The following is a 16,055-nucleotide window of genomic DNA, read 5'->3' on the forward strand; positions in this document are numbered from 1 at the left end:
GGCATGCGTATTGTAGCGGTTAGCCGTATTTTGGACGAAGCTGATATCATCGAAGCATTTGTCCGCCATACTGCTGCATATGTAGATCATCACATCTTTATTGATAACAAAAGTTTCGATGGAACAGTCGAAATTCTGCACGCTTTAAAAGAAGAGGGATTCAAAATTACTGTATTTTCTAATTCATCTCCGTTTTGTAATGAGAAGGATTACAACACAAATCTGTATAAATTAGCAATAAATGACCATAAGGCTGATTGGGTTATATTTTTAGATGCGGATGAATTTATAGATGATCGGAAAATTGATGTTGGATTTTGTGGTGTATTACAGAGGATACCATCAATGATTTCCTGTGTGCGTGTTCGGCTTACATCATATGTAGCAACAACTAGAGATAATGGTTCTGAGCCACTTATTACATCCAGAGTGCGGTTTCGACGTGATCCTGGGGAAGTTTTTAAAGTAATTGTGCGTGGAAATTTATTAGATAGATCTGTTAAAGTCTTAGATGGTAACCATGGCGTGGAAATTGATGGTGGCAGAGCTTGCCCATGGCACGACGAATTGTCATTGACATATGCGCATTTTGCAGAGCGTTCGCTGCCACAAACCATAGCAAAATTTACCCGGGGATGGGCAAAGGCACTCGCAGCAGGTCCAAAATGCATCGAGCGAGGCACAAGCATTCATTATAAAGAACCATTCAGAATATTTCGTGATCGGCCGCGTGATTTGATAGAGTTTCGGGATTTTGCAATTTATAACTCATTAGGTGGCTTGATTGAAGATCCCATTATCTATCGTGGTACAGCGCTTCGTTATACCCCTTCGGTCGATGAGGAGGCGCGAGCCGTTCGAATGATGATGGGGTATCTTGAGAAGCTGGCCCGGCATCATGGCCTTTTGTTGGATGCAAGCCCCGAGGCACGAGCCCTTGCGGAGCAATGGGCCGCCGCATGGGTCAAAGTTCTTTAGATATTGCGTGTCCTCGTGTGTTGCTTTCGTTTGACTCATTCAGCGTCTAATCTGAAGCCGAAGCCATGAAACATTCTGGCAAAAATCCGAAAGTCGAGGCCGGTGCGTGTCAACGTGGTTGCCGCTTGTATCTCGTAACGAATATCCCCCTATCCGGGCTGTGCTGAGGGTGGGTGGGCTGGATGCTGTGCCCCTCCGACCAGGGCGGAGCCTGCCACGGTGCTCGCTGCGGGGAAGGTCCGGTGCTCGCCGTCCTCGCCATGCTCGCTGCGCTGCGCGTGGCTGCGGGCGGCTTCTCTCCTCCCGTCCCCTTCGCTGCGCGCCGTGGCCAGGGCGCTGCCAGGTCGGGGCGGGAAAGCAGGTGCGCCGATCGAACCGGAAAGCTGGGTCTTTGTCGGGCCAGGCTGAATGACGATGTCGCGCTCCGGGTTGAGCGTGACCGCACCGATTGGGGTCCAATTGCGGGTGTGCCGGCTCCAGCGCCGGGGATGGCGCTCACGTGCCGCCTGGTAGACGGCATGGCGGGCGGCGAGCAAGCCGCCATCCTCACCGGCATGGCGCTGCGCCGGGGTGACGTAGCGGATGCCGCTGTGCCGGTGCTCATGGTTGTACCACTGCACAAACCACGCTGCCCATGCCCGGGCCGCTTCCAGGTCGGCAAATCCCCTGGCCGGAAACGCGGGCCGATATTTGGCGGTGCGGAACACCGCCTCGGCAAAGGCATTGTCGTCGCTCACCCGCGGGCACGAATACGAAGGGCTGATGCCGAGCCAGTGCAGCATGGCCAGCACCGTGGTCGCCTTCAACGTGGCCCCGTTGTCGCCGTGCAGCACCGGCCGGGCTGGCATCGCATGCACTCCTTCCGCGAGTGCCGTGCATCGGACCAGATGGGCGGCGTGCTCGGCGGTGTCGCTGTCACGCACCTCGAAGCCAACAATCTTGCGTCTGTAGAGGTCGAGAATCAGGTACAGATAGAACCAGCGGCCCTGCACCGTGGCCAGCAGAAATGTCACGCCCCAGCACCAAACCTCGCCGGGACGGGTGGCGACATGCGTGGTCAGCAGGCGCGAGGCCCTCGGCAGGCTGGCCCGGCCGCGGCGCTTCATCTGGCCGTGGGCGCGCAGCACCCGATGGAAGCTGGATTCGCTGGCGATGTAGACACCCTCGTCGGCCAAGGCCGGGACGATGCACGCCGGCGGCGCATCGGCAAACCGCGGCTCGTTGGCCACCGCCACAATCCGCGCTCGCTCCTCGGCGCTCAGCGCCTGCGCCGGCCGCGGACGCTCGGCCTGCGGCCGACGATCGGCGTGCACCGCGCCAGCGGCGGCGTCGGTGCCGGCACGCCAGCGCTGTCGCGTCCGCGGATCAATGCCCGCCTCGGCACAAGCCGCGCTCAGACGCGCCCCGGCCGCATGCGCCCGGGCAACCTCCTCCAGCAGGGTCCGGCGGTCTTCCGGCGAGGTCATGCGTCCTCGCCGTCGCGGAAGACCGCCGCCAGTTTTCCCCGCATCACCAGCAAGGCCGTGGTCTCCGCCAGCGCCTTGTCCTTGCGCTGCAACTCGCGCTCCAGCTCCTTGATCCGTCGCCGGTCCTGCTTGGTGTCGGCAGCACTGGCGCCTCGGGGCTCGCCCAGCCCGGCCATGGCGTCACGCTTCCAGCGCTCCAGGTCCGCGACGTAGAGCCCGTGCTCCCGGCACCAGGCACTGCGGCTCGCCTCGTCCATCGACGCCGTGGTGATCACCGCTTCCAGCCGTGCCGCCGGCGTCCATCGTTCCTCCCCACCCGCCGCCGCGCCGGGCTCAACCAACGCAGCCGCCCGCCAGCGCTCCAGCGTCGCCACGCTCACGCCCACCTCGCGCGACACCACCTCTACCGCCGCGCTCTCCGGTGGCAGCAACCGGGCCACCACTCGCCGCTTGTATGCCTCTCCGTATCGAGCCAATTGCGTCGTCCCGCACCCCCATCGCCTCATCCTATCCACGCGGCAACTTCAGTGACACAGGGGGCAGGGGGCATGGCCGCCGGCGTCGGGGCGCGATAGCGCCGGCCGCAGCCGTGACACCGCCCGCCGAACACCTCGACCCGCGTCACCTCCGGGCGGACGACGGAAAGGTCAACATGGTCGTAGCGCTCGCGGCACTGCTGCGCCGTCTCGGCCACGGCCGCCCCGCAATGCGGGCAGGCCTCGACCAGGCAGCATTCCGTCTGATCGGGCGTGTCCGCCAGCGGCCGCGCCGCCCCCGGTCGCGAGGGGCGGGGTTTGCGCGACCGCTTCCGCTCCCGGTTCTTGCGCCCCGGGCCATCCTGGGACGGCGGAAGGCTGGAATTCGACGACGTCTTCCGCGGTTTGCCGACCAGCGCTTCCAACTCGGCGATCCGTGCCGCCATGCGCTCAATCAGCGCCGCCTGCTCCAACAGCAGCGCGTCCTTTTCAGCCTCGGTCAGCCGGATGTGAGGAGGGAGCGGCATCCGGATTTTGATTCACATTTCAGCGTCCAGCGCACCCCTCCCGCCAACCCCGTGAGCAATCACGACAAAATGGCATTGTCGGTGCAAGTTGCACCGTAATTGATGATCCGTAATGTTGATAGATTTGACGAACAAGGCGACTGAATTCGCTCAAGCTCACCCTTATTTCAGAAAGTGAAGACTCTAAAATTCGATGATATAATTACAGTTTCTGGCAAATTTATAGTTGATTAACGGAAATGTCTCTTAATAAGAACTGCGTCAATTGGTACGCGGGGCATTGAGAGAAGTTTTCTATTTACATTAAAAAATGTAGAATTGTACCAAATGCGGCAATATTATATGGCATGGGTCGATTAAGAAGATGTTACGGATCCATTTTTTCTAAATTGCATGAGTTGAGCGAAGGGGCAATCTACCAGATTGCCTTCCCCACTCGGCCTTCACCTACCCAATTGGTCGGATGGTCAGCCACAAAATATTATCGTATCAAAAAATATTATCGTACCAAAAAAATATTATTGTGATAAAAAATATTACTGTATCAAAAAAATAATTTTGCATTTGTTGGGCGTGGCTGCTATCAGTTAATATCTATAACGAAAGGTTTTGGATGCGGATCTTACTCACTGGTGGATGTGGATTCATCGGGTCGGCCATTATACGGCAATTGATCCGGTCGACCGGGCACAGCGTGGTCAATGTTGACAAGCTGACATACGCTGCTTCCGAGGATGCCTTGGAAGACGCATCGCGGCATGATTGTCACACGCTGGTTCAGGCCGACATCGCCGACCATGCCGCCATGCGAGAGGTGTTCGCGACCCACGCCCCCGACGCGGTCATGCATCTCACCGCCGAGACGCATGTGGACCGTTCGATCGACGGGCTGGGTCCCTTCGTCCAGACGAACGTGGTCGGCACATACACGCTGCTCGACGTCGCCCGTGCGTATTGGTCGTCGCTGCCTGTTGCCCGCCGGGATTCGTTCCTATTTCATCACATCGTCGACCGACGAGGTGTTCGGGGCGCTGTCACCGACTGGAAGAAAGCAGCCTGCAGGCCGAGAAGCTGGGGCGCGGCTGCGCCTGGCTCGATGCCGGCACGCCGGATTCGCTGCTGCAGGCCGCCACCTTCGTGCAGACCGTCCAGTCCCGCCAGGGCATGCTGGTCGGCTGCCCGGAGGAAGTGGCCTATCGCATGGGCTGGATCGACGCCGACCGGCTGCGCCAGCACGCCCGCGCCCTCGGCAAGACCGAGCTCGGCCGGGTGCTGACCGAACTCGCCGATGCCGGTCTGGAGGCCTGAGACAGCCATGAAAGTCGAACGGCTCGCCATCCCCGACGTGCTGCTGCTTACGCCGCCGCGCTACGGCGATGCGCGGGGATTCTTCTCCGAGACCTTCAATGCCCGGCGCTGCGCCGAGGCCGGCATCGACCAACCCTTCGTGCAGGACAACCACAGCCTCTCCGCCCGGCGCGGCGTGCTGCGCGGCCTGCATTGCCAGGTCGCGCCGAACGTGCAGGGCAAGCTGGTGCGGGTGGTCAAGGGCGCGATCTGGGACGTCGCCGTCGACATCCGCCACGGCTCGCCCACCTACGGGCAGCACGTGGCGGCGGAACTCAGCGCGGAGAACTGGTCGCAGCTCTGGATCCCCGGGGGCTTCCTGCACGGGTTCTGCACGCTCACGCCGGATGTCGAGGTCATCTACAAGGTGACCGGCGACTATGACCGGTCGGCCGAGCGCGGCGTGATCTGGAACGACCCGGACCTCGCCATTCCCTGGCCGGTCGCCCCAGAGGAGGTCCAGCTCTCCGAGAAGGACACCCAACTGCCTCGCCTCGCCGAATGTGACGTCTGGTTCCGGGCCTGACCGGCGCGGACGGAAAAGATCCGCGGTTGAAAAAATCGAAAGACCCCCTTCCATGGATGATATTCTAGCGTTTCTTACACGTGCAAAAGTCGAAAAGTTTGTCTCTGATGGCAATGTGGATGCGCCCAAGAATGTGGAAGGGAGTGTACCTATTCAGGTTCAGGAAAAAGTAAAAGAGCGACTTGATAGTCAAAGTATGCAAGCCGCTATTCGCCTTAAAGAAATAAAACTAATTTCACAATCTGGCTTATTTGATAGAGAATATTATCTAAACACGTACAATGATATTGCCCAGGCTGGGGTTGAGCCTATCGAGCACTTTTATGATTACGGATTTACTGAAGGTAGAAAGCCGAATCCGTATTTTGATCCACTTTGGTACTTGGCTGCCTACCAAGACGTCCATGATTCTGCTACACAGCCATTGTTTCACTATGCAGCCTATGGTGATAAGGAAGGACGGTCGCCAGGGCCGCTATTCGATACGAAATGGTATCGAGAAAACTACAACATCGACAAAAACGAAATTGCTTTGCGTCATTATTTAAGTAACCGAACTTCTTGCATGTATAGTCCAATAAAAGAATTTGATGTGAAGTATTACATTGAAAACAATAAAGATGTCCAGAGTGCATCTGTTGATCCATTTGAGCATTTTATTTTATATGGCTATCGGGAACATCGGAATCCATCAGAGTATTTTGATGTCCGTTATTATGCCCAGCGCTATTGCGGTGGGAATTTAGACACAAACCCATTCCTGCATTATCTTGAGCACAAAAATGATCCTGGTATTTATGGTTGTATGCCAGATCATGAAACCACAATATTTCGCGAAATCAAAAAATTTGCAAAACACGGGCCATTTTTTGAAGAATTTCGGCCTGAAAAGATTGTGGTAGCGAAAGCCAAAATTCTTGCATATTATTTGCCACAATTCCACGCATTCGCAGAGAATGACGCTTGGTGGGGATCCGGGTTTACTGAGTGGACCAATATCTCGCGTGGTGTTCCACGGTTTGTTGGTCACTATCAGCCGCGTGTGCCGCGAGATCTTGGGTTTTACAATTTGCTAAATAAAGATGTAATCGAGCGCCAAATCAACATGGCGAAAAAAGCTGGTCTGCACGGGTTTGTATTTTATTATTATTGGTTTAACGGTAAGAGAATTATGGAGCAGCCGATTGAAATATTTTTGAATAATAAATCATTGGATATGCCATTTTGTCTGATGTGGGCCAATGAAAATTGGACTCGTCGCTGGGATGGCGCGGAGAGTGAAGTACTAATTTCGCAGGATTATCGCCCTGACGATGACGCGCGGATGACGGCAGAGTTTGCACGCCATTTTGCGGACCACCGATACATCCGTATTGATGGTAGACCTCTGCTGATGATCTATCGGCCTAAGCTTATTCCAAATACAAAAGAAACAATTCAAAAGTGGAGACAAATATTCAAGAATGTTCATGGTGAGCAGCCTTTGATTATCATGGCGCAAAGCTTTGATGATTCTGATCCTGGCCCTTATGGGTTAGATGGCGCGATTGAATTTCCACCTCATAAATTGACGGCTAATCTTCCTCCTATTAATATTGGACTTGATCTTCTTGACCAAGAATTTAAAGGAAAAGTTTACAATTATGAAGATGTCATTAAGGTCTCTATAAACGAAGGGCCAGCTAATTATCCGCTAATTAAAACTGCAGTTCCTAGCTGGGATAATGACGCGCGCCGTCAGGGAAATGGGTTGGCAATTACAGGCTCTACGCCTGATAAGTATGAAAATTGGCTAACAAAATTAATAGATATGGCACGAGATCAGCCGTTTCATGGTGAGCCGATAGTTTGTATAAATGCTTGGAATGAATGGTGCGAAGGCGCTTATCTGGAACCAGACCTCTATTTTGGTGCTGCGTACCTTAATGCAACATCTCGTGCGATCACCGGTTTTCTCAAAGAAACATCGGCTCCCCGACTTCTACTAATTGGGCATGATGCGTTTCCGAGTGGTGCGCAAATGCTTCTTCTTAGCATTGGCAGAACACTAAAAAAATGCTTTGGTTTCGCCGTTGAATTTCTTTTGCTGGATGGCGGTAAATTGGAGAGCCAATATAAATCTATAGGGCCGACCGAAATTTGTAATAGCCGTAGCGGCATCAGAGCGAAGCTTGGATCATATTTTGACAGGGGATTTGCATCTGCAATCATCAATACGACGGCTGCCGCGCACATATTAATGGATGTGCGGAGCGTTGGTATGCGAACAACTGCTCTGGTCCACGAGCTGCCCCGCATTATTAAAGAAAAAAACCTAATTGCTGGTGCCGAATCGGCAGTGGTTGATGCAGATCAGGTTGTGTTTCCTGCTCCGTTTGTGCGTGATGAATTGTTACGCTTGCTTGGGCGCGAAGCGAGTGAGCGTGTATCTATTTTGCCTCAAGGAGTATATAAAGACATAAGTTGGAACCCAGAAAGTGCAGCAAAAGTCCGGGCCGAACTGTCTATTGGAAACGATGATGCTGTTATAGTCGGTATCGGCTATGCAGATATGCGTAAAGGTTTTGATCTTTTTCTCCAACTCTGGCGCCTCCTTCATGGAAAGGCACCGCAGAGACGCATCCACCTTATCTGGGTAGGTGCAATGGATCCGGACTTACAGGGGTGGCTAGCAGCTGAAATTGATCTGGCCGCGACGACAGGGACATTCCACCTGTTAGGGTTCAGGCAGGATGTGGATGCAATTCTGTCCGCTGCGAGCGTTTTTGCTTTAACCTCCCGCGAAGATCCATTTCCAACGGTGGCTCTCGAAGCTCTAAGCGTAGGGTTGCCGGTTGTCGCATTTGACGCGACCGGTGGAATACCAGATATGCTACAGAGCACCGGGCAGGGGATGGTGGTTCCCTATGGGGACGTGCTCGGCATGGCTAATGCAATTGAGAAAATTATTGGCACCCCACTGCCAGATGAACTGCGAAAAGAAAGACAGGCATTAGTCACTGAGCGATTTCAGTTTAAACCATACGTAAAGAAGCTTGTCGAGCTTGCATTGCCAAACCTCCCGCAGATTTCGGTGGCAGTACCAAATTATAACTATGCGCGCTATATGGAGGGGCGATTAGGAACAATTTTCCAGCAAACACATCCTATCCATGAAATCGTCGTGATAGACGATTGCTCGAAGGATGATAGCGCCGTTGTAATTCCGCGTGTAGCTGCCGATTGGGGACGTGAAATCGACTTCGTAAAGAACGAAAAAAACTCCGGATCCGTTTTTGCTGCCTGGAGAAAAGCTGCAGAACTGACAACAGGCGAATATATCTGGATCGCAGAAGCCGATGATTTATCTCATCCGGAATTTCTTGCAAAAACATTGGTGATGCTTAAGGCTGATCCAATGATTCAATTTGCTTTCACGGATTCAAGCACGGTGCTCAGCGACGGCGCACCGCAATGGAAAAGCTATAAAGATTATTACTCCACAGTTGCCCCTGGTACGCTCTCTAAAACCATGATCTTTGATGCTCCGGATTTTATCCGTGACGTAATTTCTGTTAAGAACCTGATTCTGAACGTCAGCGCAGTTGTGTGGCGCCGCGAAGCGTTATTGCAAGCTCTTGAAGCATGTAATGAAGAGCTTCGAAATTACCGTGTTGCGGGAGACTGGCGTCTTTATTTGGAAGTCTTAGCTCGACCTGGAGCTCGTGTCGCTTATGAAGCGGAACCTTTAAATATTCACCGGCGTCATGCGGAAAGTGTTACCCATAAATTGGATGCAGAGCAGCATCTGAAAGAAATAGCAGATTGCCATGCTGTCGTTTGCGGCATTATTGGTGCGGATGACAAAAAAAGAAATGAGCAATCTTCGTATTTGAATGAAATCGCTAATCAGCTTGATATAAAACTAGTTAAAAGTCATGCTAAAAATATTCACGTTAGACAATCTGTGCCAAAAAAGAAGCGCATGAATCGCGGGCATAAATAATATATAAAAATCGTAAAAAGAAGGATATTAGTATGGGTTACGTCCTTGAAGTTCCGAGAGAAAAATCCACTATCGCGTTCTGAGTATAGAAGGAAATGTGATGTTTGTTCCCCCACTTGGTGTGCTACTTGAGGCATCTGGAAAAACGGCGGCAAATTGGGAGAGCGAGAAGCAGATCTCAATTCCAACAGGTCTCTTTAAATTTTTAGTTCAACTTGCTATCGCAACAAGTGACTTTAATGAGCGCGATTATTTGAAAGAAAATCCGGATGTAAATGATGCGATTAAAATGGGAGATATCGAAAGCGCCAAGCTTCATTACGCCGGCTATGGCTATTTTGAAGGACGCATGGGGGCATTGCCCGATGTTGATGAGGCCTGGTACTTAAAGGTATATCCCGACGTGGCTGAAGCTGTCCGGAAACGCCAGATTTCTTCTGGAGCAGAGCATTTTAGAGTTGTCGGCGTCAAGGAAGGCAGAAGCCCAAGTGCAGCCTATGATTCTGCCGCCGCGAAATGGAAAGCTGCGTTGCGCAGTATGAATGCCTAACACTACAGTTGCTTTTTCCGTTTCAGATGTGAGCGCCTGGCGGCGGGCCCACCATGCCGCCAGAGCGACCATGCAATGACGTAGGCGGGCTCGATACGTCGTTGTGCCAACCGCGTAACCGGGACTATCCGGAATTTCGCGTGCGAGATGACGCGGTGCGTGTCAACGTGGTTGCCGCTTGTATCTCGTAACGAATATCCCCCTATCCGGGCTGTGCTGAGGGTGGGTGGGCTGGATGCTGTGCCCCTCCGACCAGGGCGGAGCCTGCCACGGTGCTCGCTGCGGGGAAGGTCCGGTGCTCGCCATGCTCGCTGCGCTGCGCGTGGCTGCGGGCGGCTTCTCTCCTCCCGTCCCCTTCGCTGCGCGCCGTGGCCAGGGCGCTACCAGGTCGGGGCGGGAAAGCAGGTGCGCCGATCGAACCGGAAAGCTGGGTCTTTGTCGGGCGCATTGCCTCACCTGAACTGCTCCCGAACGATTGACCTCTTGCCTCATGTGATTTGCTCCCGACCAGCCCCGGGTGGAACAGTATCCATTCGGTGAGCACCGCGGCCTGGTTCGACTTGGTTCGGCCGGATCAGCTGCTCGGCCTACTCTGCGGATGGTTGCTCCCGGCGAGGCGGCGCGCGGCCGGCCTCTCGTTCATCGGCGATGATCTGCCTGAGGCACTCGATGCCGTATTCGGTGAAAGCCGTCGTGCCGTCGTCGTCGAGATCATAGACGTGAAGGCAGCCGTCTTCGGCGAACATGCCGATAGACAGCTCGTGGAGCCATTCCTCGTCTTCTCCGAGCATGGCAGCAACGCGGCGGATCGTGAACACGGCGCTGATGGCAGGCACGATCAGGCCGCCTCTGCGACGTGCGATGCGGGCTCGCCTGCTTTCCAGTTCCACGGCAGCAACTCATCAAGCTTGTGAGCCGGATGCCCGGCAATCCGTGCCAGCACGTCGGCCAACCATGCCTGCGGATCAACGTCGTTCATTTTGCAGGTGACGATGAGGCTGTACATCTTCGCCGCGCGTTGGCCGCCGCGATCCGATCCTGCGAACAGCCACGACTTTCGTCCAAGGGCGATGCCACGCAGCGCGCGCTCTGCAGCATTGTTGCTCAGGCAGATACGGCCATCTTTCAGAAACTGCGTAAAGGCAGGCCAGCGGCTGAGCATGTAGTCCATGGCCTTGGCAACGTCGTTGTGCCGCGACAGCTTGGCGCGTTCGGCGCGCATCCAGCTCTCCAGGTCGGCAACCAGCGGAGCGCTGTGTTCCTGCCGTGCGGCAAGACGCTCCGACGCGCTCTTGCCGTTGACGGCACGCTCGATCTCGAAGAGCGCATCGATGCGCCGCACCGCGGCAAGTGCCAACGGCGAGACGAAGGCCGGCGTCTTGCCCTTCGCCTTGCGGCGTGCGCTTTCGGCAATGTCGGCAAGCACGAAGAACTTGCGCCGCGCGTGCGCCCAGCACGCCGCTTCCGTGATCGGGCCTGGCTTGCGGTCCGCTTCATAAAGCTTGCCATATCCGCTGAACGCGTCTGCCTGAAGAATGCCGGCGTAGCTGGCCAGGTGACCTTGCGGATGACCGCCGCCACGGTCCCGCGAGTAGTAGAACACCGCCGCCGGCGGCGAGGTATGGCCAAATGGGCGATCGTCGCGCACGTAGACCCAACAGCGTCCGGTATCGGTCTTGCCGCGGGCCAGCACCGGCACCGTGGTGTCGTCGCCGTGCAGCCGTTCTGCTGTAAAGACGTGTTTCTCGAGGCGCTGGAACAGTGGGTCGAGTACCACGCAGCACGCGCCGATCTGGTCGGTCAGGGTGGACAGGCTGAGCGGCACGCCTTCCCGGGCGTAGCGTTCGGCCTGCCGGTTGAGCGGCTGATGCTGGCCGAACTTCTCGAAGGCGATCATCGCCAGCAGGCTGGGCCCCGCCCAGCCGCGCGGAACCACATGGAACGGCGCCGGCGCCTGGCTGATGCGCTCGCAGTCGCGGCAGGTGAACTTCTCGCGCACGTGCTGGATCACCTTCCAACGCCGGGGAATGGCTTCCAGCGTCTCGGTCACATCCTCGCCCAGCCTGGCCAGACGCGTGCCGCCGCAGCACGCGCACGTCGTCGGTCCCGGCACGATCACCCGCTCGCGCGGCAGGTGGTCGGGGAACGGCTTGCGCCCCGGACGCTTGCGGGTGAACGGGCCGACCTGCGTGGTCTTCGCAGCGTCCCGTTCGGCGCGCAGCTCGTCCTCGGTCGCCGCAGTCTCCAGCTCTTCAAGCTGCAGTTCCATCTGGTCGAGTAGGCGCCGGCCGCGCTCTGAACTTTGGCCGTAGAGTGCACGCCGGAGCTTCTCGATTTCCAGCCTGAGGTTCACAATCAAGGCCTGGGCGTCGGAACGCTCGGCACGCGCGGCGGCGGCATCAGCGCGGGCGGCAAGAAGCGCTGCCTTGAGCGCCTCGATGTCGTCCGGCAGTGCCGCAGGTTCCGCTTCCATCACCGGATAGAATCATGAAAGCCGTGACCGCGTCACGGCTTTCTTCGGTGTCCTCCGAACTATTTTAATCTACCCGGCGGCCTGCGGCCGCCAGGTGCGTTGCGGATTTCTCCAATCAATTCCTTCGAGCATATAGCCGAGTTGTGCAGCCGTGACAGGCACCACGCCGTCGGCGGGAGAGGGCCATATAAACCGTCCGCGTTCCAACCGCTTCGCGTACAGCGACATGCCAAGTCCGTCGTGCCAGAGAATCTTGATCAGGTCACCGCGGCGGCCGCGAAACACGTAAAGATCACCGCCATGCGGATCGCGTCCGAGCGCCTGCTGCACCTGCAGCGCCAGGCCGTTCATGCCGCGTCGCATATCCGATGGGCCGGACGCCAGCCAGATCCGCACGCCCGAGGGAACCGGGATCATCCGCGCAGCGCCCCCAGCACGCGCCGCAGCGCCACCGCACCCACATCCCGTCCGACCCTCACCGTGGTGCCGTCCGGCAACCCGATCTCGATGACGGCATCTCCCGCCACCGCTGGCTGCCGACGCGGCAATGCCAGCGGTTCGGCTGGCATCGCGGGCGCTTCCGCCACCATCTGCACCGGCAGAAACTGTGCCGTTGTAGGCAGCGCCAACTCGCCGTTCCGCACCTGTCGCCGCCAGTTCCATAACAGGGCCCGACTGACATCGTGCCGACGTGCCACTTCGGTCAGATTGGCGCCAGGCTCCTCAGCCTCAGCAACGATCCGCAGCTTCTCCTCCAGTCGCCACCGCCGCCGCCGCTCAACCCCCGTGATGATCTCCACAGCTCTACCTGCTCCTGTTCTTACCGATGTTCGTACGAGCGTCGGTAAGGTCAGAGCCGGGATTCAGCGCCACAAGGCGGCCGTCCGCGGAGGGATACGTGGAACAAGCGGGGATGAGGAGGGTCAGCATGACGCTGCGGGACGAGTTGGTGCCGGCTCCAGCGCCGGGGATGGCGCTCGCGTGCCGCCTGGTAGACGGCATGGCGGGCGGCGAGCAAGCCGCCAGCCTCACCGGCATGGCGCTGCGCCGGGGTGACGTAGCGGATGCCGCTGTGCCGGTGCTCATGGTTGTACCACTGCACAAACCACGCTGCCCATGCCCGGGCCGCTTCCAGGTCGGCAAATCCCCTGGCCGGAAACGCGGGCCGATATTTGGCGGTGCGGAACACCGCCTCGGCAAAGGCATTGTCGTCGCTCACCCGCGGGCGCGAATACGAAGGGCTGATGCCGAGCCAGTGCAGCATGGCCAGCACCGTGGTCGCCTTCAGCGTGGCCCCGTTGTCGCCGTGCAGTACCGGCCGGGCTGGCATCGCATGCACTCCTTCCGCGAGTGCCGTGCGTCGGACCAGATGGGCGGCGTGCTCGGAGGTGTCGCTGTCATGCACCTCGAAGCCAACAATCTTGCGGCTGTAGAGGTCGAGAATCAGGTACAGATAGAACCAGCGGCCCTGCACCGTGACCGGCAGAAATGTCACGTCCCAGCACCAAACCTCGCCGGGACGGGGTGATTGCTTGTATGGGGCTTGCCTCTGTCAAGGGGGCTTCATGGCGTGTGTTATCCTGGGTGCGGTGCAACTGCCGTTCTGTGGGGGGATGAGCGCTTGGCATATACGATCGAACCGAGGGGAGCCCGCCTTGGCAGCGCGGAGCATCGCGCCGCAACCTTGTATTCGGTTGGCCCCACCCGGGGCCGGACCATGAAGCAGCCATTCGCTTCGGCGGCGAGGCTCCAAGGCGGCGGGCCCATTCTCACGACGGCATGAAAAGCCATGCAATCACTCGGGTTGCCGCCACCTCGGATCGCGGTCAACGACCCATTATCGATCTGGATGGGCGTTGGAACCTCTATGGTTGCGCTCCGTGCTGTGGGGAATCGGTCAAGCAGGCTGACGCAGCACGACGCCGTGCGGGACTTCGCCAGCGGTGACCATGCGCCAGAGGGCGATGAGTAGCTTGCGGGCAAGCGCGACGATCATTTTCGTCTTGCGCGTGCCGCTGGCGCCCTCGGTCCGGGTTCGGAACCAGACAGCCAGCGCGCTTTCCTTCTGGAACATGAGGAACCGCCAGGCGAGTTGAATCAGTCCGCGACGCACGCGGGCATTGCCTGATTTGGCTAGCCCTTTCTCGCGTCGCTTGGAGCCGCTCTCATCGGGAGCCCCGGTGAGCCCGGCATAGCGTGCGACCGCCCTGCGGTCACGAAGGTTGCGCGAGAGAACTTCATGGACCAGCATATCGGCTGTCTCGATACCAACCCCGATGATGCTGGCGAGCAGGCGAATCATGCCGGTCGGCCCGGTTGATGGCGCCTGCTCCAGGCGTGCCAAGCGGGTCTGCTCGATGTCCTTGATCTGGTCACGCAGCATGGCTAACCGAGCGAGGTCACGTCGCATCTCGTCGAGCGTGTTCCGTGGGATTGGCGAGCCTTCAGGTGTTCGAAGAGATTCCAGAAGACCTGGTGCTTTGCGCAGCTCTGGCTTGAAGCCGCGGATACCCAGGCGGGTCAGTGCCGCCTTCATGCGATTGACGATGCGTGTGCGCTCGCCGACAAGGTTTTCTCGCTCGCGACTCGGCCGTTTAGCGTCCTCTTCCTCGATTGTCGGCACGGCAACCATCCCGCAGTGGCCGCGTTCGCCGCGTAGCCAGCCCATGAACACCCGCATCAACATGGCCGTATCGAGACGATCCGTCTTGGCCCGTCTGTGCTCTCGGGAGATAGCAACGCTGGTCGAGTGGATCACATGGATCTCGATTCCCCGCTGGGTCAACCAGCGTGCCAACCACACTCCATCACGCCCCGCCTCGAATGCGACGGCGATGCGGGTGATGGTAGAGCCGCTCCGGATCGCCTCGTCGCGCCACCGGTGCAGCAAGCGTAGCAGGGCCGCCTCGTCCGGGACGATCTTCTTCAGCGGTTGGCGCTCGACGCCAGGAACGGACGCGGCGATCAGCCAACTCGACTGACTGAGTTCGATGACGGCCACCAGCGTGCTGTCCTGCTCGAAGGGGGCGAGGGATCGGCTCAGATCGTTCGGCTGGGACATCTGGCACTCCATCGGCATTGATCACGGTGGCGATGGTGTCATCTCCTCACCGCCTGCCCCATAGTTTCTCACGGGGTTGGCGGGAGGGGATTGCGCTGGGCGCTGAGATGTGAATCAAAATCTGAATGCCGCTCCCTCCTCGCATCCGGCTGACCGAGGCTGAAAAGGACGCACTGCTGCTGGAGCAGGCGGCGCTGATTGAGCGCATGGCGGCACGGATCGCCGAGTTGGAAGCGCTGGTTGGCAAACCGCGGAAGACGTCGTCGAATTCCAGCATTCCGCCATCCCAGGATGGCCCGGGGCGCAAGAACCGAGAGCGGAAGCGGTCGCGCAAACCCCGCCCCTCGCGACCGGGGGCGACGCGGCCCCTGGCGGACACCCCCGATAAGACGGAACGCTGCCTGGTCGAGGCCTGCCCGCATTGCGGGGCGGCCGTGGCCGAGACGGCGCAGCAGTGCCGCGAGCGCTACGACCACGTCGACCTTCCTGTCGTCCGCCCGGAGGTGACGCGGGTCGAGGTGTTCGGCGGGCGGTGTCACGGTTGCGGCCGGCGCTATCGCGCCCCGACGCCGGCGGCCATGCCACCGGGAACGCCGTTCGGGCCGAGACTGTCGGAAATTTATGGAATGGCCCGCCCCTCTTCTCCTGCTGGTGTAGACTGGCGGG

Annotated in this window: 9 protein-coding genes and 6 pseudogenes; 7 read left to right on the forward strand and 8 right to left on the reverse strand. The window is 57.9% G+C overall.

The annotated features are described in order from the left end of the window. Positions 1-3 precede the first annotated feature (3 nt). On the forward strand, positions 4-978 hold the full coding sequence (locus NBY65_RS21700) for a glycosyltransferase family 2 protein (RefSeq protein ID WP_150042239.1): 975 nt from the start codon (positions 4-6) through the stop codon (positions 976-978). A 404-nt stretch (positions 979-1,382) separates the two neighbouring features. Here the strand turns inward: NBY65_RS21700 and NBY65_RS21705 are convergent. After that, positions 1,383-2,920: pseudogene (locus tag NBY65_RS21705) on the reverse strand (IS3 family transposase); the annotation flags it as partial. Between the two features lie 65 nt (positions 2,921-2,985). Beyond that, positions 2,986-3,447: pseudogene (locus tag NBY65_RS21710) on the reverse strand (DUF6444 domain-containing protein); the annotation flags it as partial. A gap of 613 nt (positions 3,448-4,060) precedes the next feature. On the opposite strand from NBY65_RS21710, the pseudogene NBY65_RS21715 reads away from it, so the two are divergent. From NBY65_RS21715 to NBY65_RS21735, 5 genes and pseudogenes are all read left to right on the forward strand, one after another. Next, positions 4,061-4,487, forward strand: a pseudogene (locus tag NBY65_RS21715) (GDP-mannose 4,6-dehydratase); the annotation flags it as partial. Between the two features lies 1 nt (position 4,488). Then, a pseudogene (locus NBY65_RS21720) lies at positions 4,489-4,755 on the forward strand (glucose-1-phosphate thymidylyltransferase); the annotation flags it as partial. 7 nt (positions 4,756-4,762) lie between these two features. Next, positions 4,763-5,320, forward strand: coding sequence for a dTDP-4-dehydrorhamnose 3,5-epimerase (rfbC, locus tag NBY65_RS21725; protein WP_150045247.1), 558 nt, complete (start codon positions 4,763-4,765; stop codon positions 5,318-5,320). A gap of 52 nt (positions 5,321-5,372) precedes the next feature. Continuing rightward, a complete protein-coding gene (locus NBY65_RS21730) occupies positions 5,373-9,305 on the forward strand; it encodes a glycoside hydrolase family 99-like domain-containing protein (protein WP_150045246.1) in 3,933 nt (1,310 codons plus the stop codon). Between the two features lie 100 nt (positions 9,306-9,405). Further along, positions 9,406-9,855 carry a hypothetical protein gene (locus NBY65_RS21735; protein ID WP_150045245.1) on the forward strand — a complete coding sequence of 150 codons (450 nt, stop codon included), beginning with the start codon at positions 9,406-9,408 and terminating at the stop codon, positions 9,853-9,855. 587 nt (positions 9,856-10,442) lie between these two features. Here NBY65_RS21735 and NBY65_RS21740 read toward each other — a convergent pair. The 6 genes and pseudogenes from NBY65_RS21740 to NBY65_RS21765 form a co-directional block, all read right to left on the reverse strand. Then, on the reverse strand, positions 10,443-10,691 hold the full coding sequence (locus tag NBY65_RS21740; protein WP_239003181.1) for a hypothetical protein: 249 nt from the start codon (positions 10,689-10,691) through the stop codon (positions 10,443-10,445). Between the two features lie 2 nt (positions 10,692-10,693). Continuing rightward, positions 10,694-12,328: an IS66 family transposase gene (gene tnpC / locus NBY65_RS21745; RefSeq protein ID WP_150045250.1), complete on the reverse strand. Its 1,635-nt coding sequence runs from the start codon at positions 12,326-12,328 to the stop codon at positions 10,694-10,696. A 69-nt stretch (positions 12,329-12,397) separates the two neighbouring features. Continuing rightward, positions 12,398-12,745 carry an IS66 family insertion sequence element accessory protein TnpB gene (gene tnpB / locus NBY65_RS21750; RefSeq protein ID WP_150045244.1) on the reverse strand — a complete coding sequence of 116 codons (348 nt, stop codon included), beginning with the start codon at positions 12,743-12,745 and terminating at the stop codon, positions 12,398-12,400. Continuing rightward, on the reverse strand, positions 12,742-13,128 hold the full coding sequence (tnpA, locus tag NBY65_RS21755; protein ID WP_162530862.1) for an IS66-like element accessory protein TnpA: 387 nt from the start codon (positions 13,126-13,128) through the stop codon (positions 12,742-12,744). The genes tnpB and tnpA overlap by 4 nt, the downstream gene beginning before the upstream one ends. Positions 13,129-13,280: 152 nt before the next feature. Further along, a pseudogene (locus NBY65_RS21760) lies at positions 13,281-13,847 on the reverse strand (transposase); the annotation flags it as partial. A gap of 378 nt (positions 13,848-14,225) precedes the next feature. After that, positions 14,226-15,389, reverse strand: a complete 1,164-nt coding sequence (locus NBY65_RS21765; RefSeq protein WP_150045242.1) for an IS110 family RNA-guided transposase — start codon at positions 15,387-15,389, stop codon at positions 14,226-14,228. A gap of 125 nt (positions 15,390-15,514) precedes the next feature. Here NBY65_RS21765 and NBY65_RS21770 point away from each other — a divergent pair. After that, positions 15,515-16,048 (forward strand): annotated as a pseudogene (locus NBY65_RS21770) (DUF6444 domain-containing protein); the annotation flags it as partial. Positions 16,049-16,055: the final 7 nt, after the last annotated feature.

This window comes from Rhodovastum atsumiense, assembly GCF_937425535.1.
GTDB classification, from domain to species: domain Bacteria; phylum Pseudomonadota; class Alphaproteobacteria; order Acetobacterales; family Acetobacteraceae; genus Rhodovastum; species Rhodovastum atsumiense.

What these genes read in the sequence shown, in the direction of transcription:
- tnpC (WP_150045250.1), bottom strand. Translation starts at nt 12,328, where the DNA reads ATGGAAGCGGAACCTGCGGCACTGCCGGACGACATCGAGGCGCTCAAG.
- tnpB (WP_150045244.1), bottom strand. Translation starts at nt 12,745, where the DNA reads ATGATCCCGGTTCCCTCGGGCGTGCGGATCTGGCTGGCGTCCGGCCCA.
- NBY65_RS21700 (WP_150042239.1), top strand. Translation starts at nt 4, where the DNA reads ATGCGTATTGTAGCGGTTAGCCGTATTTTGGACGAAGCTGATATCATC.
- rfbC (WP_150045247.1), top strand. Translation starts at nt 4,763, where the DNA reads ATGAAAGTCGAACGGCTCGCCATCCCCGACGTGCTGCTGCTTACGCCG.
- NBY65_RS21730 (WP_150045246.1), top strand. Translation starts at nt 5,373, where the DNA reads ATGGATGATATTCTAGCGTTTCTTACACGTGCAAAAGTCGAAAAGTTT.
- NBY65_RS21735 (WP_150045245.1), top strand. Translation starts at nt 9,406, where the DNA reads ATGTTTGTTCCCCCACTTGGTGTGCTACTTGAGGCATCTGGAAAAACG.
- NBY65_RS21765 (WP_150045242.1), bottom strand. Translation starts at nt 15,389, where the DNA reads ATGTCCCAGCCGAACGATCTGAGCCGATCCCTCGCCCCCTTCGAGCAG.